Here is a 24,507-nt window from a genome sequence, read left to right as displayed (position 1 = left end):
TTCGCGCCAATTTGCAATTAGTGACTCATCGGCAGAATTCTATACTTTTTTAAGTGCCCAATTTTCTTTCTTCCGCATTAACGTTGCGTCTTCTTTTGATTTGTCTTTATAACCACAAAGATGGAGAGTTCCATGAATAATTACACGATGTAATTCTTCTGTAAAATCCACTCCAAGTTTGTCTGAGTTTTCTTTTACACGATCAATACTAATGATAATATCGCCATTAATTATTTTTCCTTCGCAATAATCAAACGTAATAATATCGGTATAGGTGTTATGATTCAAGTATTGAATATTTGTTTTTAAAATCTCTTCGTCGTTTGTAAATACAAAATTAATTTGGCCTTGCTTTTTCTTTTCAAGTTCTATGATTTTTTTGATCCACAATTTAATCGTTGCAGCTTTCTCTAGCTTAAACTTAATCTCCTGAATTTGAAATGTAACAGCCATTAGAATGAAACGGTGTCTTTAATAATTGTTGGCAACTCTCCTTTATTCCTGCTTCTAATAAGCATCTCCACACCTTTTAAAGCACTTTTAAATTCTTCTAATCCTGAATGAAAAAGTTTTTGTTGCGTATATGCCGACTCAATCAATTTGCTGGCCTCATTAATTTCATACTCAGAATAAGTCTGAAGCTGTTGTTGAGTAATGGATTTACTTTTTACATCTTGACTCAATTTCGCTAACTGTGAGCTTATTAGAACTGCTCTTTTTAGAACCATCTTTCTATTTGTCGAAAAACTCTCTAGATTTTTACCGCTAGAATAAAAATGTTGTAAATTATCAGCTTCTTCCTTTCTTACCGTATCATTGACATTCTGTTCAACAAATTGCTTGTACCAAGTGTAACGTGTAATAGATTTTTGTAGAACAAGTGTATCTGTCTTTTGCAATTCTTTTACGATAGAATTTACAGCACCACTTAAACTATCAAGCTTTTTTTCTTTTTCCTCATATAGATCTGATTTACCACACGCTCCAAAAAAAAACGTTGCTATTATAAAACAGACTGTATAACAAAAAAATTTCATTAGTTAATGTTATCAAAACCGCAATAAGGAACCAGTACTTTAGGAATAGTAATTCCATTTTCAGTTTGGTTATTTTCCAATAGCGCCGCTACTATGCGTGGCAAAGCCAATGCGCTGCCATTTAAACTATGTGCCAATTGTGTTTTACCTTTTTCATCCTTATATCGGCACTTTAAACGATTCGTTTGAAAAGTTTCAAAATTACTCACGCTGCTTACCTCTAACCAGCGTTGTTGGGCAGCACTCCAAACTTCAAGATCGTAGGTTAACGCACTTCCAAAACTCATATCACCACCGCACAATTTTAAAACACGGTAAGGTAATCCCAATTCTTTTAAAAGACCCGCCACATAATCTTTCATGTCTTCTAAAATTTTATAACTCTCTTGTGGATGGGCAATTTGTACTATTTCTACTTTATCAAATTGGTGCAAACGGTTTAAACCACGAACATCTTTTCCATAACTACCCGCTTCTCTTCTGAAACAAGGGGTGTAACCACAATTTTTAATTGGGAAATCGCTCTCTTTTAAGATTACATCGCGGTACATATTGGTAATAGGCACCTCGGCCGTCGGTATTAAATATAAATTGTCTTCTGTTGCATGGTACATTTGACCTTCTTTATCAGGTAACTGACCAGTACCATAACCACTGTCGGCATTCACCAAAATTGGCGGCTGCACTTCATTGTATCCTTTTGTGGTGGCTCTATCTAAAAAGAAATTAATTAAAGCTCTTTGTAAACGTGCGCCTTTTCCTTTATATACAGGAAATCCAGCACCAGTTAACTTAACCCCTAATTCAAAATCAATTATATCATATTTGGTTGTTAGTTCCCAATGTGGTTTTGCACCTGCATGCAAGGTTGGTTTTACACCATCTTCAGAAACAACTTCATTATCTTCCGGAGTTTTTCCAACCGGAACAGATAAATTCGGCAAGTTCGGAACCGTTACCAGCAATTTATGAACTTCCGTTTCAATGCTTTTTTGCTTTTCGTCTAAACTTTTTTCGGTATTTTTTAATTCAGCTGTTTTAGCCTTCAGTACTTCTGCTTCTTCCTTTTTACCAGATTTCATTAAATCACCAATTTGTCTGGCTAAGGAGTTTGCCTCTGCTTTGGTGTCGTCCGCTTCTTTCTGCGCCGCCTTTCTGCTATTATCTAAATCAATAACTGAATTAATTATAGCTTCAGCATCTTTAAAATTCTTAATAGCTAAACGTTTTAAAACATCTTCTTTATTGTCGCGGATATAGGTAAGTTGTAACATATTAAATCACTCAATTATTTTTTCGATTAAACAAATTTAATGCTTGTTCTTTAACACAGAAGCATTCACTGCGAATTATTACGATTAGTTTTAAAGTCCAATAAAAACAGAAAAAGCCCTACCGTTTTCACGGAGGGCTTTATAGTCCATAGAAAACGAGATTATCCTTCTACAGGAACAACCGATACATACGAACGATCGTCTCTTTTCTTTTTGAATACTACTTTACCATCAACCAAAGCATAAAGAGTATGATCTTTTCCCATACCAACACCTTCCGAAGGATTGTGTTTTGTGCCACGTTGACGAACAATGATATTACCTGCGATGCAAGTTTGACCACCGAAAATTTTCACGCCTAAACGTTTACTATGCGAATCTCTACCATTATCTGATGAACCCGCGCCTTTTTTGTGTGCCATTTCTTATTTAAATTAAGAATTAAGAATTAAGAATTAAGAATTTTTCATTCTCAATTTTTAATTTTTCATTCGGTTATTAGTCTTCTTTTTTCTTAGTTGTTGTTTTTTTAGCTGCTGCTTTTTTCGGAGCTGCCGCTTTTTTTGCTGCTGCCTTTTTTGGAGCTGCTTTTTTAGCTGGAGCTTTTACTTCTGTAGCAACAGTTTCTGCAGTTTCAACTGGTTTTCTTCTTAAACCTTGAACACGTACAACGCGCTCAGCTGTTAATTCTGCTTCTAATTTGTCGCCTTTTGCTAACACACCTTGAATTAAGATTTGAGTTAAGCTTTGACGGTGATTGTTCCATTTTTGATAGCCTTTACGACGTTTCTTTTTGAAAATGATCACTTTGTCACCTTTAACGTGACTAATTACTGTGGCTGCTACTTTAGCGCCTTCTACCGTAGGGTTTCCAACTGAAATTTTTCCACCGTTATCCAAAAGGAAAACTTTGTCAAATTCAATTTTCTCGCCCTCGTTAGCCTCTAGGCGGTGAACGTATACTTTGTTTCCACGTTCCACTTTAAATTGTTGCCCGGCTATTTCTACAATTGCGTACATTTAATTTGGTTTTAATTGTTAATAAATTCCCTTAAAAAGGGACGCAAATATACTTAATTCTTATTTAAGTGCAAATTTTTGGTCGCGATTAATTAAATAAACACTCAAAATAATGGCAATAATGCTTAAAATTTGGGCAAAGTTAATGGTTTCCCCATCAAAAAGACCCCACAAGACTGCCACAACGGGTATTAAATAGGTGCAACTGCTCGCAAAAACGACTCCAGCCTCTTTTATCAGAACATTGAACAAAATTACCGACAAAGCCGTCCCCACAATGGCTAAAATAGATACATATCCTAATGAACTTAAGGCTAAAGGGCTACTTACAACATGTTCGGTAAAGTCCGTAAATCCAAATAAATAAACCAAAGCGATTGGTCCGGTAATCGAAAATGCCCAAACCGTTGCGGCTACAGAATTAAGGTCGCTTAGGAATTTTTTAATACCGTTAATGCTAATGGCATAACACAGAGTGGCAATAAAAATCAATAGGCTGTAAATTACATTTTGAAACATATCGTCAGTCTTATCGAATAGCATTAAACAACTTGCGGCAATAAACCCAACAATTATTCCTGATATTTTAATTCCGGTTGGTTTTACTTTCAGCCACACAAAACCAACTAAAACTGCAAACAAAGGTGTAAGTGCGTTCAGCATTCCCGCAAGACTGCTGCTAATTTGCGTTTCGGCCTTAGTAAATAAAAATGCAGGGATAAGATTTCCAAAAACACCCATTATAAACAGACCTTTGAAATACTTTTTTAGATTAATAGGGCGGTGTTTTAAAAGAAGGGGGGAGAGAAATAAAAAGGCAATTGAAATTCTCAAAGCGGCCACCTCATCGCTGTCATATGCATCCATACCTCGTTTCATTAAAATAAAAGAACTGCCCCACACAATTGCAAGAACAATAAGTATTAACCAAGACAAGGTTTTAGATTTCACGGGTGTGTTTTCGAAATTAAAGTGCTCAAATTCGCGCGCACAAATGTAATTTTAAAGTTTCACAAAACCTGTAATTACTCAGAGTTTATTTACAGGCGGAATTAATAGTACCTTCGCACAAAGAAAAAAATTATGATAGAGATTGGAAAAATAAACACCTTAACTGTGCTAAGGGAAACAGCTGTAGGTTTTTATTTAGGAGACACAGAAGGTGGCGAAGTATTACTGCCAAATTCATATATAAAAGAAAAACCAAGTGTTAAAGAAAAAATTGAGGTTTTTATATACAAAGATTCTGAAGACCGCTTAATTGCTACACTAAGAAAACCAATTGTTAAACTAAACGATTTTGCTTGTCTAAGAGTAAATGCGGCGAGTGACATTGGTGCTTTTCTTGACTGGGGCTTGGAAAAAGAACTATTTGTACCTTTTAGCGAGCAGAAATTTAACATGGAAGAAGGGCGCTATTATGTGGTACGAGTGTTCTTGGACGATGTGAGCAAAAGAATTGTTGGCTCAAGCAAACTCGAAAAATTTCTCTCCAACGAAGAAATGAAATTAGAGGGGGGACAGGAAGTTGAAATTATGATTACTGAAGAATCACCGCTTGGATACAGTTGTATTATTAATGGTATGCACAAAGGACTAATTTATCATAACGATGTTTACCAGGATCTCTTTGTGGGAGATGAACAAATCGCTTACGTAAAATTAATTCGTGAAGATAAATTGGTGGATATTAGTCTTCAAAAGGGTGGCTTTAAAAATGTGCTTTCTGCCACAGAAATTATTTTAGAATACCTCGAAAACAACGATGGATTCTTGAATCTACACGATAAGAGTAATCCAGAGGAGATTTCAGAAAAGTTCGCGATGAGCAAAGCCACATTTAAAAAATCAATTGGCGTTTTGTATAGACATAGAAAAGTTTTAATAAAACCTGATGGTGTTTATTTGGTTGTGAATAAAGAAGGCACAGAGGAACAATCAGAAGAACAAACTCAGGAAGGCGAATAAATTCAATTTCCTTTATTATTTTTGAAGTCTTAATTTTAATCTAAATGAAAATTGCAGTTGTTGGTGCAACCGGACTGGTTGGCACAAAGATGTTGGAAGTTTTAGCAGAAAGAAATTTCCCAGTTACAGAATTAATACCGGTTGCTTCAGAGCGCTCGGTAGGAAAACAATTGGAGTTTAAGGGAAAGAAATATACTGTTCATTCGATGGAGCAAGCAATTGCAGCTAAGCCTCAAATAGCACTGTTTTCAGCAGGTGGCGACACTTCCAAAGAATGGGCTCCAAAATTTGCAGAGGCAGGGATTACTGTTATTGACAATTCTTCGGCATGGCGTATGGATGCTACTAAAAAGTTAGTTGTTCCTGAAGTAAATGCACATGTTCTTAGCAAAACAGATAAAATCATTGCTAACCCAAATTGCTCAACGATTCAAATGGTGGTGGTTTTAAATCCGCTTCATAAAAAATATAAAATCAAACGTGTGGTTGTTTCAACATACCAAAGCGTGACTGGCAGCGGCATTAAAGCAGTGAATCAGTTAATGAACGAACGTAAGGATGGCACGAGTAATGAAATGGCATATAAGTACAAAATTGATTTAAATGTGATTCCACAGATTGATGTTTTTTTAGACAATGGCTACACCAAAGAAGAAATGAAAATGGTAAACGAAACTAAAAAAATTATGGGGGATGACACTATTCGTGTAACTGCCACAACTGTGCGCGTACCAGTGCATGGAGGACATAGCGAAAGTGTAAATATTGAGTTTGAAAATGAATTTAAAATTGAAGCTGTTTTTGATTTAATTAAAAGTACCGACGGGGTGATTTTAGAAGACGATATTAAAAATCAAATTTACCCTATGCCAATGAATGCGCACAATAAAGACGGTGTGTTTGTAGGAAGGATTAGAAGAGACGAATCGCAGGATAAAACCTTAAATTTATGGGTGGTAGCCGATAATTTACGAAAAGGTGCTGCTACCAATGCAGTGCAGATAGCAGAGTATCTCTTGCAAAACAATCTGGTGTAGAATCAAGAACCAAGACTCAAGGAATTCAAGAAGCAAGACACAAGAATCTTGAGTCTTATGTCTCGCTTCTTGGTTTTTATCTAATACAATTTTATCCTCTTTATTTCATTTTGAATTTTTGATTTTTAATTCTAAATTTGATAGTATGGTAACACGCCCCTTTAATTTCAAAAAATGGATCGATGACAATCGTCATTTACTTAAACCACCCGTAAACAACAAAGTTGTTTACAAGGACACTGATTTTATTGTGATGGTTGTTGGCGGCCCAAATTCGCGGAAGGATTACCATTACAATGAAGGAGAAGAATTCTTTTATCAATTAGAAGGAGACATCACCGTTCAAATACAAGAAGATGGAAAAGCTGTTGATGTTCCAATTAAAGCAGGAGAAATATTTTTGTTACCTGCGAAAGTACCGCACAACCCAAAGCGTACTGCAAATTCCATTGGTTTAGTAGTTGAACATAAAAAAAAGAATGGCGAAAAAGATGGGTTGATGTGGTTTTGTGAAAACTGCAATCATAAACTTCATGAAGCTTATTTTACGCTTACAGATATAACCACACAATTTCAGGGAGAGTTTAAACGGTTTTACGAAAGTAAAGATCTAAGAACCTGCAAAAAATGTGGTACGATTATGGAACCACCGCCTGTAATTGCATAGGTTTTTGCCCTTATTTTGTCCTAATATTCCATTTGCTTGAGTGAATGGCGTTCTTGAATAATTTAACAGATTCGTCCTTGTAATATTTAATCTTATCTTTGTTTATATGAGATTCGTAGAAATAAAAACACCTCTTAACTGGCTAACGATTGTTTTGTTTGTATTACTTTCATCGTTCTCGTATTCCCAAACAAATTCTCTTGACCCCGAATTATTAAAGCCAAATCCAGCAAAGGAAAAAATGTATTTACCTTATTTGGCAGCCAGACATGGTGGATTCGACGCATTAGAAACATGGAAAAAATCTAATACAATTCAATACTATAAAGAACTTTGGTACTTCTGCGAATCATTTTACATTAAAAGAAATCACTTATCTCTGAGCGCGGGATCAGTTGAGTTAAACGAGGAAATCATTGACATTAGTCGTTTTGAATCTTCTAGAAAACAAAACGAAGAGTTTGTGCTTGTTTTACCCAGTTTTAAAGACGCCATTGTGCTTTTACCATACACCAAACTTGTTTACAAACCAGAATATATTTCTAAGTCTGAATAAAATTCATGAAAAAAGCAATTCAAATTATAGTATACTTTTTTCTTCTGCTAGTTACGCAGATTAATAAGGCACAAACAGTGACCACGGCACCCTATTGCTGTGGAACTTATGCCACGGGTATATGTAATCAACCTGGGCCTTCAAATGCCCCGGGTAATTTTATAAATGACTTTATAAACAACTTCAGTACCACAGGCGGTAATACAAATATTTCTAATTTAAATTCTGGTTGTAATGGCGCAGCAAACAACTGTACCAGATATTGCTCACATTATTTATCGGTTAGTCCCGGACAAACCATTGTGTGTACAATTTCGTCAGGAAACACTTTTTCACAAGGCTTTGCTATTTGGGTTGATTGGAATCAAAACAACGTTTTTGATGTGCCCGCTGAATACATGGGGGGAACAGCTGGAGTTCCAGCTGCAACCACACCCACAACAATCACCTTCGTGATTCCTACCGGTCAGCCCACGGGTCTGTATACCATGCGTGTTAGATGCTCATTCGCCACTGCTGGTAGCGGTATTACTCCATGTGGCGGCGCAACCTTTGGAGAAACAGAGGATTATACCATATACGTTGGGAATCCTCCAAGTTCTACCGTGCCAACTGGTACCGCCCTTGTAAATACTCCAGTTTGTGTTGGAGCAGCGTTAAATTTCTCTTTCTCTACCTCCTATTCTACCGCTTTAAGTTACACCTGGACTGGACCCAACAGTTATAGCAGCACACTTGCAAATCCAACCATTTTAGGTTCGGGTAGCAATGCCAGTGGCATTTATACCGTGTTGGTAACAAACAGTATTTGCCCTATTACCAGAACAGTTTCAGCTCTTGTGGTTCCATATCCGACTTTTACGCCAACCGCCAACAATTATACAATTTGCCAAGGAGCTAGTTTGGTAGCAAGTGCGACTACCACTACCAACCCTACTTTATATACTTATTTGTGGAGTTCCGCTACACCAGGTCTTATTTTTAATCCGCAACTACAAAACACAACCATTCAACCGCCATTGTTACCTGTAAATGTGTCTTCTGCAATTGTCGTTTATAGCGTTATGTTGAGTCCTACGCTCAATACAGCATGTGCTGTTACCCAAACACTTGGAATTACAATTAATAACCCTTTAACGCCAACATTGACAATGCCTCAGCAGAAATTATGTGATATTTCTCAACCTGTACAACTGATTGCTACACCAGGAGGAGGTACATGGTCTGCAAATCCGGCTGTTGCGCCAAACGGTATTTTTACGCCTTTAGCAGCAAGCATTGGCACAAATTCCGTTTTATATTCTGTAAGTGCTGGAACTTGTGTTGTTAATAACACAGCTTCTCTCGTTGTTTCTAAGTTTCATACAGCAGCTTTAAGTAGTAGCATTAGTCTACGCTGTGTTCAAGATCCGGTTTTTAACTTAATGAATATTGTACAGGACACCTTAACTGGTAGATGGAGTACGGCCTCTTTCAATACACCCTCTATCAGTGTTGTTAATAATTATTTTAATGCTGCGGGTCTTGCTTCTGGTAATTATAGCGTTCAGTATACAACGCGATCGGTTCCCGATACTGCTGCCTGTCCTCATTCAACTATTTTAGTTATTCCAGTATTTAACCCGCCTATTCCGATTATTGGTAACATTCTGCCCCGTTGCGATAACCAAGGTCCTTTTACGCTTACCGCTAATCCCAATGGTGGTGTTTGGTCTGGAACCGGAGTTTCTGCCAATGGAATTCAAACACCTTCCACTAATATTAATGGCGTTAATTCTGTTTCTTATTCAGCAGGGCAAGGAACTTGCGTTGCGGTTTCTTCAAAAACATTTTTTGTTGGACACTTTAATCCTGCAACTTTCATTGGTACAATTCCTGATCTTTGTCATAACAGCAATCCGGTTAATTTAATGGGTATTGTACAGAACACTAATGGCTCATGGGGAGTAGCTGGTTCAAATCCACCACCTTCGATAAGCCTAAATAACAACTTTTTTAATCCTATTGGTTTACCAACTTCTGTTTACACACTTTCTTATACCACGCATTCTACACCAACTCCGGTAGTCTGCTACGATTCTAAAACTCTAAGTATTTCTGTATTAAATCCGCAAATACCTACCATCACTCAGGTAGGCCCTTTTTGTTCAATAAATGCGCCGCTACAATTGACTGTAAGTCCTTCTAACGGACATTGGGTTACAAGTTCTTTCTTAAATTCTGCTGGAGTATATTCCCCAGCATTAAGCCCTATCGGTAATAGCATTGTTCAATACGTGATTGGTACAAATACTTGCAACGCCATGCATACCAGAACTATTCAAATAGAATCTTTTGTTTCTGCCACAATTATTGGTCAGATTCCTGAGCTATGTAACACAAGTCTTCCTGTTAGTTTAGCGCCTCTGACTCAAAACGGTTCGGGGGTTTGGACAGGTGCTGGGGTTGTTGGTGCCAATTTTAATCCAGGTATTGTTGGTGCTGGAAACTTTTCAATTACTTATAATACCGCTTCCTCTCCTAGTGGGTTATGCCCTGATCATTCTCAACTAGCTGTTAAGGTTTTTTCTCTAGCTTCTCCTGTTATAAATAAAGCAGGTCCTTATTGCAATATTTCCGCACCTGTGCAATTAACGGTGAGTCCAGTTGGGGGTATTTTTGATGGTGGCGTGCCAGGAACAATTGATGCTGGAGGTAAGTTTAATCCTGCAATAGCATCAATTGGAGACAACTTTTTAAGCTACTCTATCTCGGTTGGGCCATGTAAAGCAAATGCACAAATTAAAATATCGGTTGAAAAATTTGTGTCTGCGACTTTTGAAAAACTACCTGACTCCATTTATTGCACAAACCGAGCTCCATTTAATTTGAATAGTTTTGTTGTTAATCCTGGTGGTCGTTGGAGCACTTCCAGCGCTGGCTTTATCGAACCTAATATGTTTGATCCCGCTCAAGCTTTGCCCGGAGCACCTATTGAGCTTACTTATGAAACACACTCTGCTATAAATGAATTATTATGCCCTGATAAAAATTCTACGCGTTTTTGGGTAAAAAGTCCTACACCAATTAAAGCTCAGGTGAATGGCCCAGTTGAAGGTTGCGCACCTTTTATTACCGATTTTAATACCCCGAGTGTTAACAGTGGTGGAATTTGGAATATTACCGACGGCACAGAATACCTTGGCACTCAAGCAAGCCATGTGTTCGAGCATCCAGGCACTTACACCATTGTATTCACTTATCAGGATGATGCAGCTGCAGGTTGCATAACGCAGTTTACATTAAACACACCAATTGTTGTGCACGAAGCGCCAAAGGCTGATTTCGCGGTAACACCAAACGAAATAACACTTGCCGAGCCTGAAGTAACACTTACCAATCTTACCTCGTATCTTAATGAAAACAAATACACATGGGCTGTTCAAGGTCAATTGCCTAGTAATTCAATTAATCACAAAATTAAATTTACACAACCTGGTAATTTTAAAATAACTTTAACCGCAACCAATGTATTTGACTGTAAAAATGAGATCTCTAAACAGGTTGAAGTTAAAAACGATTTTCAAATACAAATTCCTAATTCATTTACGCCAAATTACGATGGCTTAAATGATCTATTTATGCCTGTTTTCACTTCTTACGGACTCGATTCAAAAACATTTGAAATGGAAATATTTGATCGTTGGGGTCATCAGGTTTACCGTACAAAAGATGTAGCCAAAGGATGGGATGGTACAATTCAAGGTATAGAAGCCAAAGAAGGCACTTATGTATATAAAATCCGTTATAAAGATCTAGACGGACGCGTTTATAACACTAACGGACATTTAAGTTTATTCAGGTAGGTTTGAAACGGCTATTCCTAGGCTTAATGTAAAATGTAAGAGGGAAGACGGCTGATGGAAATACCTGAGCGTTCAAATTAGTCACATTATTACTTTCTTAACAAATTCTCAAAAAAACAAATAGATTAATTCTAATTGAATTAATATTTTTGCATTCTAATTTTAAGCAAATCGAAATATGAAATTTGGTGTAGTTGTATTCCCGGGGTCTAATTGTGACGAAGACATGGTTTATGTTTTAAGGGATATTATGAAGCAAGAAACCGTTAAGCTTTGGCATAAGAATACAGATCTTGAAGGTTGCACGCACATTGTTTTGCCAGGTGGTTTTTCATATGGTGATTATTTAAGAAGCGGTGCTATCGCGAAATTTTCACCCATTATGCAAAGTGTGATTGAACATGCTAACAAAGGTGGATTTGTTTTAGGCGTGTGTAACGGTTTTCAAATTTTATGTGAGGCTGGTTTATTACCAGGTGCTTTGTTGCACAACGACAGCCGTAAATTTATTTGTAAAAACGTTTATATTAAATCTGAGAATACAAACTCAAAAATAACGTCAAAAGTTCCACAAGGCAAAGCACTTAAAATTCCGATTGCTCATGGTGAAGGAAAATATTTTGCGGATGCTGAGACTTTGAAAAAATTAAACTCAAACAATCAAATTCTTTTTCGCTACTGTGATGAGAAAGGTGCTCTTTCTGATGCTGCCAATCCGAATGGTGCAACTGAACATATTGCCGGCGTTTGTAACGAAGGCAAAAATGTGTTTGGCATGATGCCACATCCTGAACGTGCTTCTGACAAAGAGTTAGCAAACATTGATGGCGCTTTACTTTTTGAAAGTATTATTGCGAATTAATTTAGAAAATTTGTTTTTTATTTTTGGAACAATGTTTTCGGCGATGCGCTGCTGCTTTCGCAGATATTTGCATGGAGACTACAGTAAATTCGTTGAATACTATTTATTTGAACATCCAAAAAGACTCTTACCATTTTTAGAACTTACTTTTCTTCCTTGATGAAGAAAAGTAACAAAAGAAATCAAGGCGATTTGCCAACCTGAATTTTTCGCTAAATACCTAAACCCAGAACCCACCTAACGAAAAATTCGGGTTCACACCAAATCGCCATTCGCAACCGCACTATCCTAGACGTAACCAAAAGCCAAAGATTGATTCATTCCTTAGAAAAAAGTTAATCTAATGCCAATTGCGGCGTCATACAGCTGCTAATTATTCCGTATCCGTCACCGATTTCTTTAAAATCACTTCTTTGATAAGAACAGCAACAGTATTTTTTATTTATCGTAAAATAAGTATCTTGTATTGAATTTAACCCATGAAATCAGCGAAGTCGATGACAAATACTTACAAATGATTTTAATCGTTAGTTGTTGAATTTATGTTGTGTATTGACGAGTTAGGTGCATGCTTTGCTACACGACAATTAAAAACCTATTTATGAAAAAATTAATTTTAACCTTTTTACTAATAAATTTCTTGTTGACTTCGGTTAAAGGAGCCAATGGTGACACTCTATTCGTAAATCCTAATCCTTGTGACTCTGTGACTACAATTTATTATACTCTCTCTCAAACGGACTCAGTTTCATTGGACATTTCTAGTGTACTTGGACAAGTGACAAAAACTTTTTTTACAAAATCTCTTTTGACAGCGGGGTCTTATTCTATAGTTTATGTTACAGACCCGTTGCCCAACGGGGTTTATTTCGTGAGCCTTAAAATTGGTTCCTCTCAAAAGATAACAAAAATCGTGAAATCGAAAGGAGTTGGTTTAATCGAAAACTCTCTCTCAACGCCAGATTTTATTGTTTACCCTAATCCGACAACAAGTATTTTGAATATCGAATATCACGGACTAAAAAGTTGCGTAATTATCGACACAAACGGAAAAATAGTTCTTCAAAAGCAAACAGACATAAATGAAATTAACTTATCAGACCTATCTATAGGGACATACTTTCTAAAAATGTATTCGGACAACAACCAGTTATTAGCGACAAAAAAAATTATTAAGTCTCAATAAAATACTGATCCGTATTGCAGACAACAGGTACCAGGCCATGCTGCAATACGCTAGTTTCAACCAGCTGGGATAAACAATGTAAGCTCCCCCAAAATTAGGACTATTTGTTAGTAGAAAAAAAACTAATAAATTAACCTAAGCAAAATGAAGAAAAAACGATTCACCCCCGAACAAATTGCTGCTATCCTCAAAGAGTTTGATACCGGCAAACCATTAAAAGAAATTGTAAGAACACATGGCGTTAGCAAAGCTGCGTTTTATAAATGGCGACAGCGTTATGGAGGCATGAGCTCTGATGAGTTAAGAAAGATGAAATCCCTGGAAGAAGAAAACAGGCGCTTAAAGCATATGTATGCTGAACTTGCGCTCGATTTAAAGTTGGCAAAGGAGATCATTGAAAAAAAGCTCTAAAGCCTTGCGTTAAAAAACAAATAGCAACTGAAATATGCAGCAGTGGTAATTACCGCATCAGCAGGGCGTGCAGGATCCTTAACTTGGGAAAATCAAGCATCTATTATAAAACCAAGAAAGACGATAAAAAAGTTATGGATGAATTACGCTTAAAGGCCGATGAACATCCACGAGAGGGTTTTTGGAAGGCATACGGACGAATTAGATTAGAAGGAAATATTTGGAATCATAAACGTGTACATAGAATTTATAAAGCGATGAAATTAAACCTAAGAAGAAAAGGCAAGAGACGTTTGCCTGCTAGAACTAAAGAAACACTTGTAGTTCCTGCATACATCAATCACACCTGGTCTATTGATTTTATGCATGATGCCCTTATAAATGGAAGAAAGTTTAAAACCTTTAATGTGATAGATGATTACAATCGTGAAGTTTTACATATTGAAATTGATCATTCATTAAAAAGCAATGCTGTTGTTTGGGTATTAAACAGACTTATTAACCAAAGAACAAAGCCTTGCACAATAAGAATGGATAATGGTCCGGAGTTTATTGCCGGATTAACTAAAGAGTGGAGTGAGATGCATCACATCGATTTTCATTATATACAACCAGGCAAACCAACTCAGAATGCATATATTGAACGCTTTAACGGAACATACCGACGACATGTACTAGATGCATATTTGTTTGAAGATCTTAATGAAGTTAGAGAGGTGACAGATATTTTTATTCATGACTACAACAACAAACGACCTCATGATAGCCTAGGAGGATTATCCCCAATTCTATTCAAACTAAAGAATGTTGATTTATTGAAAACTCGAAAAGAGTTTCCAACAAGTCAACATTCTCATACATATAATAATGAACTTTTAATTAAAAATTCTACTTTTGAGTAGTCCAATTTTGGGGAGCTTACAACAAGAATGAAAAAAATTGTATTGAGATTATTACACTTTTTAAGATTTTTCGACAGGTCGACATTATTTTCACAGACATGTGAAAAATTTGACTTGAGAAAACATTTGATTCGTTTTTCACGGACAAGCATCTTAAAAAAGAGGGCTGAAAATGAAAATATCCTCCGGCTGGATAAAAACTAAAAGCAAATAGTTGCTTAAAAGCTCTCAATCACAGGTAAAAAATAATATTATGCATATTCAACGAGGTCCTCATTCAAAAGTTTTGAGGAACCTCTACTTATTATCCCTACCCTCGCCTTTTAAGTAGTCGTCATACTTCGGCTCTTTGATATCGCCCCAATAGGTGTAATCGTCTTTAAACTGATACTGCCTAAAAATATCCCAATACACCTTTTTGGTCATGCCTGAAGGATGAATGCGCTGGTGATTGTATTGATAAGTTTGCCCAATATTCAAAAACACACAAGAGAAAATAAAAACCAAACTCACGAGACCTAAGAGACCTTGTAATTTGAATTTCTTTGCTGAGTAAAAAATAAAGTCAATAAAAAAAGCAATGGGGATGGCAAGAAAAGCGATTTGCTGACAAAATTCCCTTGCTCCGTAACATCCGCCAAAAGCCCAGTCCCACCAGCAACTCAACACATAAATCATTAAAGAAGTTATAAAAATAAATGTCCATTTTGAAACAGGAAATTCTTTTTTTACAAAGAAAAAACCAACAAAGGCCATTACGATCATTGGTGTATAGGTGATCCAGCCTTTGCGATAACTGAATAAAATATTCAATATTTGCGGATCGCTCCAGAAAAAACCTTCATCAAAGTAAGGGTAATAAACCCACATGCCTGTGCGTTGTTTCCAAAAATAAAACTGTGGTATCCACATAATAATACCCATTAAAAGAATGAGCAAAAAGTGTTTGTAGTTCTTAAGAAAGAAAAAGAATTTTGTTTTAAAGTCTGCAGGCTTTTTAATATTCCACAAAAGAAAAAAGAGGAAGATAAAAATCTCAGTTGGGCGTATTAAACTTACCATCACAAACACAAAACCGAGAAAAAAGGTGTACTTGAACTTCTGCTCCAAATGCCACTTGTGTGTGAGGTAAAGAAAAATGGAAAACAAACTAAAAAGATAGCCGTGTGTCATTTCACTTTGACTAAAGGTATAATCAAAGAGTATGGTGCCAAATAGCAACGCAAAGAGTGTAATTGCCGTGACGACTTCGTTAAACCAGATTAATAATAATTTGCGCAAGAAAAACAGTCCCAGAAAAACATAAAAGATAGAACCCCAACGCACACAGGTTGCAAAAGGCTCAGAAAAGCCATTCATGTTACTTTTTTGGTTGATGGCAACCTTGTACCCAAGCGCAAAAAAAGGCGAATACATGGCCGACATGCCATAAGTAGCTTTGGGAACAAAGGTGCCTAATGGTCCTATTGGTAGATACAATGAATCAGCACCAAGAAAAAAATCGAAAGAATTATGGTTACAGAATTTCGCGGGCAAATAACTGTAATAGTTCATGATGTCCCAATTGAAATTATTCTGATTTTTTGCGGTATTGTATGGTTTCCAAAAATCTAAAAACCAGAATGTAAAACAGAAAGAAAATATAAAAAAAACGACCGTTGGTTTTTTAAAATTTTCGGTGCTAAAAAGATTTGTGAGTTTATCGAACTTCATTTACAATTGGCTATCTTAATGCTGTAGGATATAAATATAAATATTAAATTTAGATTCGTGAATTGTTTGTTTTTAACGAAAAGTGCCAGAATGAAATCGTACAGAATGTGATTCCAAATTGTCAACGTCTCGATACACTTAGCACTCGACGTGACGACTTGGTGAATTTATCATTCGTTTTGGTATAAAAATTTTAAAAGAAAGCTGCGCCACAAAGAAACCGTAATGAAAAAAGTAATAGAATTTTTTGAAAAAAGTAACAGAATTAATCTGATTCTATTCCTCGTTAGCTTCCTTATTTACTTTATTTATTTTCATCACATTTTTTTTAATATTAATTCCATTTTATCGAGTATAACTTCAGATTCTTTAAAAAATTATTACACCTACGTTTATCATGTTAAAAACGATCCGGAGCTACTTCAATTCACCGGCATGAATTATCCTTATGGGGAACATATTATTTATACAGATTGTCAGCCTATTCTAACTTTTATTCTGCGTTTACTTCCATTTACCCATAATTACCTGATCGGTATTATGCATGCACTAATTTTTCTTTCGTTTATTATAACACCGCTCATTCTAAACAAAATTTTAATCCGTTTAAACATTAGCAAACTTTTTTCTTTTTTCGCAGCCATAGCAATAGCCTTACTTTCTCCTCAGTTTTTTAAAATAAACAGTGGTCATTTTGCGCTAGCATACGGCTGTATTATTCCTTTGTCTATTTTATTTACGCTTCAATACTTAAATAACAAGACTGCAAAAAATCTTCTCAAGCTCTTTGTATTTAATACAGGCTTGTTTTTACTTCACCCCTACCTTGCTTTTTGTTTATCTGTTTTTTCGTTCGTGTCATTGTTTCTAATTGAACTACTGAATTTTGACAGAAAGACTTTTCTAAAAAATAATTTGGCTGCATTTATACAAGGGATTTTGCCATTGATGTTGTTTAAAATATTCATGTCACTTACCGATAAACATACAAACCGCACCACGGAGCCCTTTGGAGCGGAGGTCATGGTAGAAAATATAGCTAGTGTTTTTGGTCCAGTATTCGGTCCTTTTCAATCCTTCTTAGATAATTTCTTTTCAAATAAACCAAATCATTATGAAGGCCATACCTATTTAGGTTTTTTTACCGTTGTTTTACTGTTTGTGTTTGTTGTGAGTTTACCATTTATTTTTAGAAAAATAAAAATTCAGAAAGAGATCTTAGTTATTCTACTGGCATCGGTATTATTTCTTTTCATTTCTTTTGGCTGGCATATCAAGGTTTTAAATTTCTTCCATTTAGAAAGCGCTTCACTTAATCAGTTTCGCGCTGTATGCCGTTTTTCCTGGATTTTTTATTTTACGCTTCCATTATTTTTAATCACAGTATGCTATCACAGTTTTAAAAATGTGTTTAAACCTGAAACCTTCACTAAAATAAGTTTAGCGATTGGTATACTGTTTTTTAGTTTTAATTTACTAGAGGCGCATTCCTTTTTTAAACTAAATGAGGTAGTGTATTGGAGCTACCGCAACATTTTTCACAAAGATTTTTTAAATAATGAAGAGAAGAATGTTCTGTTGAACATTGGCAAATCGCATCCACAGGTTATTCTGCCATTACCCCTATTTCACGGTGGAAGTGAAATGTATGAGCGCGTTGGTTCCAATAATTCGATGATTCCTTCGATGATTTATTCCTATCACTCGGGGACACCGATTATGAGTGTGCTGATGTCCCGCACCTCCTTGACTGAAACAAAAGGTATGATTCAGTTGCTAAATTCTTACAAAAAAGAAAAAGATATTCTACCACTGTTAAGTGAAAACGATTTTTTCATTTTAAGAACTAAGGATGCCTTGCTACCAGACGAAAGTCGATTGCTAAAACATGTGAGTTTTTTTGCTGAGAATGATAGTCTTGGTTTTGGCTACATTTCACGAAAAGAATTATTGCTTCCGAAAATTGATAATACCATTTTTGCACTCACCGAAAAAACTCAACTAAGAGATAGTGCTAACGTTGTTTATGTTCCTTTTGAAGACAGAAAACCATTTTTACCGGCGAGGATCATCGATTATGAAACTATATTTATACTCGACTCAAATAGAATCGCGTCGGGCACTTACATTCTGAGTTTCCATTATTATTATACAAAAAATACTTATAGAGGCCTTGCGACTAATTTAATCATAAACAGATCAAACACTATTAATGCTGAATGGGAGTACTACATTCCGGTTCGTCAGTTAAGCGGCTTTTACGAAGGATTTGCTGTGTTTGAACAGAAAATATATCTTGAAAAAAATAATAAATATGAATTTATTTTAAATGGTTCGGTAGATGAACCTTATCATGTTTCTGATTTTATGCTGAGGCCAGAGAACACAACTGTAAAACACATTTCTACTAAAAGGGATACAGTGATTAATAATTACCCCAACTAAAGGGAAGATGGAAAAGGGAAAATGTAACTGGGATCACCCATCTTACATCTGCCATCTTCCATTTTACATATCGTTAGATAACCATTTCCTTAATATCGCCTTCGATAATTAGTTTACCTGCTGTTGCATTTCTAATTTGCTCAACACTCACTCCAGGAGCGCGCTCTAAAAGCTTAAATCCACCTTGCGGTACAATTTCGTAAACGCCAAGTTCAGTCACCACTCTCTTCACGCAAGCAACACCGGTTAAAGGTAATTCGCATTTTGGAAGAAGTTTTGATTGCCCAGCTTTATTTACTTGTTGCATGGCTACAATAATATTTTTGGCACTTGCCACGAGATCCATTGCGCCGCCCATTCCTTTTACCATTTTACCGGGAATTTTCCAATTGGCAATATCACCGTTTTCACTTACTTCCATAGCGCCAAGAATAGTAAGGTCAACTTTTTGCCCACGAATCATTCCAAAACTCATTGCGCTATCAAAAATACTTGAACCCTTTAAAAGAGTAATAGTTTGTTTACCAGCATTAATTAAATCAGCATCTTCATCTCCTTCAAAAGGAAAAGGACCCATGCCAAGAATACCGTTTTCTGATTGTAACACTACGTTAAATCCTTCTGGTATGTAGTTTGCAACCAGTGTTGGAATACCAATTCCTAAATTAACAAAAGTCCCGTCTTTTACTTCCTGTGCAATACGTTTTGCAATTCCGTTTTTATCTAACATAATTAATAAGCTGTTTTATATTCGTTTTTAAATTGATCTTTTAAATGGTTCGCAAGATTTTTAGCAATAGCCATTCTACCTTTGTATCCGTAATGTTCAGTTGTCCACTTTTGATCAATAAATTCTTTTCCTTGCACAAGTTCGAGATTATCAACCACAACACAATTATTTTTAGTGTATCGTTTTACCAGATAATCACGATTTTGTCTCATTAAAAATACTAATTCCTTTCCAACCAAACTATCTGCATATTGCACATTTTCCGCCATCAAATTTAGGTATAAATTAATTTTATTTGAATGACACCAATCAGCAATTTCGTCAAAATCTTTAATTCGCGGGTTATTTTCATTGAGATTAAATGCATAGCCTTTTATGTAATGACAGGCTAAAATAATTTTCTCATCATCCCAAGAACCATCTGGATTAAGGTATGTACCCTGAGACATTCCATAATCCCATTCTGAAACCGTTTTGTATTTAAAGTCGTTTGGAAAAATTAAAGGAACTGTTTTCCATTCTTTGAGCATTTGTTGTTCGCGTTGCTGTTCTGTTTTATTATCAAATGCTTGTAAGGCAAGTAAAAATCGATTGACTAAATTCGGATAAGGCTGTGTTAGAACAAGAGACTCTTGTAGTTGCGTTTCGAGTTTTGAATGAATCCACGCTCCATCAAAAGACCGCATGTTTAAAGTAACAATTAAAGCAGAAGGTTTTCGATCGTTTACATTTATTTTTCTTAACCAATGCTTATAAATCCCAGCATGGGTTGCGTACTTTGTAATTGTAGTTATATTAATATTTGGGAAAAAGAAATTAGTCATCTCCGAAATACTATTTTGTAGCGAGTCGTCATTTTTGAATGTGACATTGGAGGACTCTCCAAAATAATATACATCTGTGTTTTCCTGCGAATCCCTTATCTCAAGAACTTCCTTACTTTTTTCATTTAAATCCTTTTCATATAAAGTTAAATTGTAAATAAAATTCAAGCCTGTTAAAATTAACAAGAGCATTAAAAATTTTATGGCAATTTTTTTTATCATTTAAAATTGAAAATAAATAAACGCAAATTTTTGTGTACCTGAGAGTGCAAATAGACAGAATAGCAAAATTGTATAAACTGTCCATCTGTAAGGTGTTATAAAATTATTTAAGCGTTTATCAAATCTGGAACTATAGGTAAACAAATCTGCAATTAATAAGAGTCCTACAAAAGCAAGTGGCAATAACAAACTTAAATGTGAACTATCTAAACTTGTGTTTCGGAGTAAGGCTTTTAAAACATTCTTGGCTTTCGAAAAATTTTCGGCTCTAAAAAAAATCCAAATAAAGGAAGTGATGATAAATGTTTTTATAGTAAGTAAAACATTAAACACGCTCCATTCTTTTTTAATTTTAAAATTAAACAACATAGAAAAATAGCGTTCAAGCAAAAGCATAATGCCGTGTAATGCACCCCAAACAACAAAAGTCCAGCTAGCACCATGCCAAAGACCACTTACCATAAAAACAATAAGGATGTTGATTGTCCACCTTGGTAATTTAACTCTATTGCCACCTAAAGGAATGTAAAGATAATCTCTAAACCAGGTACTAAGTGAAATATGCCAACGCGACCAAAATTCAGACACACTTCTTGAAAGATAAGGCGTTTTAAAATTATCCATGATACCAATTCCTAAAAGCTTTGCGCAGCCAACGGCAATTGTTGAGTAACCAAAAAAATCGGCATAAATTTGAAAAGAAAATAAAAAGATAGCGCTTAACACTTCATAGGAACTATATTTTAAGGGGTCGAGATAAACCTGATTTACTAATGGGGCTATGTTATCAGCGATCACCATCTTTACAAACAAACCAAATAAAACAAGTTTAAAACCATCCGAAAAATTTTGATAGACCGGCTTATGTTCCTCTTTCAAAGCATTTCCCAAATGATCGTAGCGCTCAATAGGCCCGGCAACCATTTGCGGGAAAAACAAAACATAGTTTGCGAAATATCCGAGGTGTTTTTCTGCTTTTTGATTTCCCCTATATACTTCAATAGTGTAACTCATTGATTGAAAAGTGTGAAACGACAAACCAATTGGCAAAATAATATTGAGATTCAGAGGGTGAAATTCTTTACCGAATAAAGTAAATACAGTTTCAAGATTTTCGTTTAGAAAATTAAAATACTTAAAAAAACACAACAAAAAAATATTTGACAATAAACTCGCGACCAACCAAAGCTTTTTTGTTTTTTTCTTTGCTCTTTCAATAGCTATAGCTGAGGTGTAGTCGATAATAATAATTAAAAAGAGAATGAGAATGTATTTAGGCACAAAAGCCATATAGAAATAACAGCTTGCCACAAAAATCAACATCCACCTGTATTTATTCGCCAAAAGATAGTAGAGTAAAACTACTACAGGCAAGAAAAATAAAAAATGGAACGAATTAAATAACATCTTAAAGTCACTTTAATTTAAACACCTCAACACTATTTTTAGTGAAGAGTGTTTCGAAATGGTTTGCTATTCTTTTAAAGGCTATTTGTTGCTTTAGCGTTGTATCACACATCACTAAATACTTTACGTGTTTTTTCAAAAACTGGTCTGCCACAGTTGTGTCATTTATAAAGTGATCTCGGGAAATTGGAAAGCCCTTTTGATCCATAAAATATAAAGAAATATCAAAACTTTGATCGGGTATTGCCAAAACAAAATCTTCGCGTTTAATCCCGTGACTTCTTAAATCTGGGGTAATTTCTTCAATACGTTTTATAGAATTCCCATAATCCCAGGCAAGGTATTTTGCTAGTTTACTTTCGTCTTCTGTGATAAATGGAAACCAATATACGAGTTTATCGTCCTCAACCGTTCTGAGGCGGTATACAGCAGCCGAATGCATGGAATTAAAAAGAATAACGCAAATAACAAACAATCTTACAAATGATTTATTTGTGTTAAAGAAATTAGTTTCTGAAACAATATGTGCCGTGCACAAAAAAGTAATTACCGGAAAAATCATCAAGTTACTTAGATAATAATCATGTACACTAAACACCTGAAAGAACAACAGAATATAAACCGCGAAAAATAATGCGGAAAAAACAAAACAATACCTCAGAAAACTTGATAGTTCTTTATACTTGGCAGTTACAAAAATCACAAGTGCCATAAAAAGGAAAAACATTGGGCGGTTCAAAAAAATTGGGAAAAGATTATTAAAAAGAAATTTCAGATTATATATTAATTGATCTTCACCCATTTCCCAAGCAGGAAGTAAGGTTAGCAAAAAAATATTGTTGCTGTTATTATTGTTATAAGCTAATGCGAATCGGTACCAGGAAAAAATTGCGACTATAGCCACAACTATTGCTGTTAAAGGCATTTTTTTATTTTCAAATAGCTTTTCGGTTTTAAAAAATTTTGTTAATCCCAAAATATCGAGCAGTGCAAAAAACAGAAGCACACATAATGCAATTAGTGCGCTGGCTTTTATAAGTACCGCCAAGGTTGCTAATAGCAAAGCGAAATAAAAAAATTTAATTTGTTTTGAAGTATAAAACCGCAAGAAGAGACAAAAAGCAATGATTCCAATAGATAAAGCCGGAACATCGGCAATAAAATTTAAACTGTAATAAGCTAACAAAGGTGACGTGAGAAATATGCTTACACTGAAAAACGCAAAAAGCGTTGATCGGTAATATCGGAGCATGGTATTAAACAGCACAAACATGGCGGTAATAAATATCAGGTACTCTAAAAGTCTGTATATAAATTCATGCTCGCCGAAAATTTTCCATAAAAAGGCAACGGTATAGTTTAAGATCGGAAACTCGCTAACAGCCTTACCATCAAAAGACCCTTGGTAGTGAATTTTTGGTTCCAAAAAATGCATCCCTTCTTCATAATAATTTTTCGTGATAGAAAGGCAATCTGTTTGTCGCCACTGATGAATAGATCCCGGGCGATAAAAGATGGTCTTTGAATAAAAATTCAGAAAAAACAGAATAATTACAAAAAGCAGAAGTGCAATATTTTTTTTAAAGACGGAGTCGAAAAACTTTACCATTTAGGCTTAAATAATTTTAAAATTTTAAAGCTGAATTCATTTGCGTCAAACTTCAGGAATTATAAGTAGAACTTTTTTATGCTCTTTTTTGCACTGTTCTTTGCTCAATACGTTTTTCATATTTTTCACCTTTAAAAATTCTGTGAACGTATATTCCTGGTGTGTGTACAAAGTTAGGATCAAGTTCGCCAGCTGGCACAAGTTCTTCTACCTCAGCAATAGTAACTTTACCAGCCATGGCCATCATGGGATTAAAATTACGTGCAGTACTTCTAAAAATAAGATTTCCCGCGGTATCGCCCTTCCATGCCTTCACCAAAGCAAAATCGGATTCAAAAGCTTTTTCCATTAAATATTCTTTTTCTTCACCATTGTAGTTGAATTTTCGAACTTCTTTTCCAATTGCTACTTCGGTGCCAACACCTGCAGGCGTGTATATTACTGGCATACCATAACCCGCTGCCATACAGCGTGTAGCTAGCGTTCCCTGAGGCACAAGTTCCACTTCCAATTCTCCGCTCAACATTTGACGTTCGAACTCGTCATTTTCGCCAACATAACTTGCGATCATTTTTTTGATTTGTTTGGTCTGCAACAACAGTCCTAAACCAAAATCATCTACACCTGCATTATTACTTATACATGTTAGATTTTTTGTTCCTTTACGAACTAATTCTGCAATGCAATTCTCAGGTATCCCACATAAACCAAAGCCTCCTACCATTAATGTCATTCCATCTTTAATATCCTTTAATGCCTCTTCAGCATTTTTTACTACCCTATTTATCATAT

21 protein-coding genes are annotated in these 24,507 nt (G+C 35.4%); 9 read left to right on the top strand and 12 right to left on the bottom strand.

Features of this window, described 5'->3' with window-relative positions:
• Positions 1-39: 39 nt before the first annotated feature.
• The 6 genes from ybeY to P2086_RS06965 form a co-directional block, all read right to left on the bottom strand.
• Positions 40-453, bottom strand: a complete 414-nt coding sequence (gene ybeY / locus P2086_RS06990; RefSeq protein ID WP_317899729.1) for an rRNA maturation RNase YbeY — start codon at positions 451-453, stop codon at positions 40-42.
• Positions 453-1,037: a hypothetical protein gene (locus P2086_RS06985; protein WP_317899728.1), complete on the bottom strand. Its 585-nt coding sequence runs from the start codon at positions 1,035-1,037 to the stop codon at positions 453-455. Before P2086_RS06985 ends, ybeY begins: the two co-directional genes overlap by 1 nt.
• Positions 1,037-2,311, bottom strand: a complete 1,275-nt coding sequence (serS, locus tag P2086_RS06980) for a serine--tRNA ligase (protein WP_317899727.1) — start codon at positions 2,309-2,311, stop codon at positions 1,037-1,039. Before serS ends, P2086_RS06985 begins: the two co-directional genes overlap by 1 nt.
• Positions 2,312-2,472: 161 nt before the next feature.
• The gene (gene rpmA / locus P2086_RS06975) at positions 2,473-2,733 is read right to left on the bottom strand and encodes a 50S ribosomal protein L27 (protein ID WP_317899726.1); all 261 of its coding nucleotides are present in this window, start codon (positions 2,731-2,733) and stop codon (positions 2,473-2,475) included.
• Between the two features lie 76 nt (positions 2,734-2,809).
• Complete coding sequence (rplU, locus tag P2086_RS06970; RefSeq protein ID WP_317899725.1) at positions 2,810-3,331, bottom strand: 50S ribosomal protein L21; 522 nt, start codon at positions 3,329-3,331, stop codon at positions 2,810-2,812.
• A gap of 60 nt (positions 3,332-3,391) precedes the next feature.
• Complete coding sequence (locus P2086_RS06965; protein ID WP_317899724.1) at positions 3,392-4,282, bottom strand: DMT family transporter; 891 nt, start codon at positions 4,280-4,282, stop codon at positions 3,392-3,394.
• Positions 4,283-4,414: 132 nt separating this feature from the next.
• Here P2086_RS06965 and P2086_RS06960 point away from each other — a divergent pair, with 132 nt between their 5' ends.
• The 8 genes from P2086_RS06960 (at position 4,415) to P2086_RS06925 (ending at position 14,765) form a co-directional block, all read left to right on the top strand.
• Complete coding sequence (locus tag P2086_RS06960; RefSeq protein WP_317899723.1) at positions 4,415-5,299, top strand: CvfB family protein; 885 nt, start codon at positions 4,415-4,417, stop codon at positions 5,297-5,299.
• Positions 5,300-5,343: 44 nt separating this feature from the next.
• A complete protein-coding gene (locus tag P2086_RS06955) occupies positions 5,344-6,336 on the top strand; it encodes an aspartate-semialdehyde dehydrogenase (RefSeq protein ID WP_317899722.1) in 993 nt (330 codons plus the stop codon).
• Between the two features lie 145 nt (positions 6,337-6,481).
• Positions 6,482-7,003: a 3-hydroxyanthranilate 3,4-dioxygenase gene (locus P2086_RS06950; RefSeq protein ID WP_317899721.1), complete on the top strand. Its 522-nt coding sequence runs from the start codon at positions 6,482-6,484 to the stop codon at positions 7,001-7,003.
• A gap of 106 nt (positions 7,004-7,109) precedes the next feature.
• On the top strand, positions 7,110-7,559 hold the full coding sequence (locus tag P2086_RS06945; protein ID WP_317899720.1) for a hypothetical protein: 450 nt from the start codon (positions 7,110-7,112) through the stop codon (positions 7,557-7,559).
• Between the two features lie 5 nt (positions 7,560-7,564).
• A complete protein-coding gene (locus P2086_RS06940) occupies positions 7,565-11,404 on the top strand; it encodes a GEVED domain-containing protein (protein WP_317899719.1) in 3,840 nt (1,279 codons plus the stop codon).
• A 178-nt stretch (positions 11,405-11,582) separates the two neighbouring features.
• Positions 11,583-12,266, top strand: a complete 684-nt coding sequence (gene purQ / locus P2086_RS06935; RefSeq protein ID WP_317899718.1) for a phosphoribosylformylglycinamidine synthase subunit PurQ — start codon at positions 11,583-11,585, stop codon at positions 12,264-12,266.
• 601 nt (positions 12,267-12,867) lie between these two features.
• Positions 12,868-13,452, top strand: a complete 585-nt coding sequence (locus P2086_RS06930) for a T9SS type A sorting domain-containing protein (protein ID WP_317899717.1) — start codon at positions 12,868-12,870, stop codon at positions 13,450-13,452.
• Positions 13,453-13,596: 144 nt separating this feature from the next.
• Positions 13,597-14,765 (top strand): IS3 family transposase gene (locus P2086_RS06925; protein WP_317899716.1). Its coding sequence is split into 2 segments (ribosomal slippage): positions 13,597-13,858 and positions 13,858-14,765, totalling 1,170 coding nucleotides; the frame shifts between segments, so codons are not numbered across the junction.
• Between the two features lie 297 nt (positions 14,766-15,062).
• On the opposite strand, the gene P2086_RS06920 is transcribed toward P2086_RS06925, so the two are convergent.
• Positions 15,063-16,478: a hypothetical protein gene (locus P2086_RS06920; RefSeq protein WP_317899715.1), complete on the bottom strand. Its 1,416-nt coding sequence runs from the start codon at positions 16,476-16,478 to the stop codon at positions 15,063-15,065.
• Positions 16,479-16,703: 225 nt separating this feature from the next.
• On the opposite strand from P2086_RS06920, the gene P2086_RS06915 reads away from it, so the two are divergent.
• Positions 16,704-18,923 (top strand): DUF6311 domain-containing protein, encoded by a 2,220-nt coding sequence (locus tag P2086_RS06915; protein ID WP_317899714.1) that lies wholly within the window; start codon positions 16,704-16,706, stop codon positions 18,921-18,923.
• A 73-nt stretch (positions 18,924-18,996) separates the two neighbouring features.
• On the opposite strand, the gene P2086_RS06910 is transcribed toward P2086_RS06915, so the two are convergent.
• The 5 genes from P2086_RS06910 to P2086_RS06890 form a co-directional block, all read right to left on the bottom strand.
• A complete protein-coding gene (locus P2086_RS06910) occupies positions 18,997-19,653 on the bottom strand; it encodes a 3-oxoacid CoA-transferase subunit B (RefSeq protein WP_317899713.1) in 657 nt (218 codons plus the stop codon).
• A gap of 2 nt (positions 19,654-19,655) precedes the next feature.
• Positions 19,656-20,699, bottom strand: coding sequence for a hypothetical protein (locus P2086_RS06905; protein ID WP_317899712.1), 1,044 nt, complete (start codon positions 20,697-20,699; stop codon positions 19,656-19,658).
• Positions 20,700-22,106, bottom strand: coding sequence for an MBOAT family O-acyltransferase (locus P2086_RS06900; RefSeq protein ID WP_317899711.1), 1,407 nt, complete (start codon positions 22,104-22,106; stop codon positions 20,700-20,702).
• Between the two features lie 7 nt (positions 22,107-22,113).
• A complete protein-coding gene (locus P2086_RS06895; RefSeq protein WP_317899710.1) occupies positions 22,114-23,715 on the bottom strand; it encodes an ArnT family glycosyltransferase in 1,602 nt (533 codons plus the stop codon).
• 76 nt (positions 23,716-23,791) lie between these two features.
• A complete protein-coding gene (locus P2086_RS06890) occupies positions 23,792-24,505 on the bottom strand; it encodes a CoA transferase subunit A (protein ID WP_317899709.1) in 714 nt (237 codons plus the stop codon).
• Positions 24,506-24,507 lie beyond the last annotated feature (2 nt).

It is taken from the genome of Aurantibacillus circumpalustris, assembly GCF_029625215.1.
In the GTDB taxonomy this organism is placed as follows: Bacteria; Bacteroidota; Bacteroidia; order B-17B0; family Aurantibacillaceae; genus Aurantibacillus; species Aurantibacillus circumpalustris.
This window is presented reverse-complemented; position numbering and strand designations above follow the sequence as displayed.